1 protein-coding gene is annotated in these 428 nt (G+C 49.1%); it reads right to left on the bottom strand.

Annotated features, from left to right (window positions below):
• Positions 1 to 93: 93 nt before the first annotated feature.
• Positions 94 to 428 (bottom strand): C45 family peptidase (locus NE664_14375; protein ID MCQ4727821.1); only part of this gene is annotated, 335 nt, incomplete at its 5' end.

Below are 428 nucleotides of genomic sequence, written 5' to 3' on the forward strand. Positions count from 1 at the left end.
GCGCGCTCCAGCGCTTTTAAATAGTCCATGGTCAGTCTCCTTATTTCTTTTATAGGATTCGGCCGGATCACCGGTCATTTCAGTTTCATGGGGCTATGCGAACGGATTTGGATCGAAACGAAACATGGTGGGAGCAGCGGGCTCACAGGTGATGGATACGTCGTGTTCCCTGGTGGGGAGCGGTTCGCTTATCCGATACGCATGCCACCCGTTTTCCGCCCGTCCGCCCCAGCATAAATCTATTATACCATCCACCGGATCAATGATCATGCTTTTTGTTGTACCAAAGAAATCTTTATAGCAGTGACAGCAGAGGCCATCCGGATAGGGAGACAGAAGCATGTCTTTTAACTGGTTTACAGTCAGGGTTTCCGAATGGTCTGCCACATTTTTTATGTACTCATACCGTTTCAGGGAGTGTACCATGG

Origin of the sequence: Anaerotignum faecicola (assembly GCA_024460105.1) — a bacterium.
Lineage (GTDB): Bacteria > Bacillota > Clostridia > Lachnospirales > Anaerotignaceae > JANFXS01.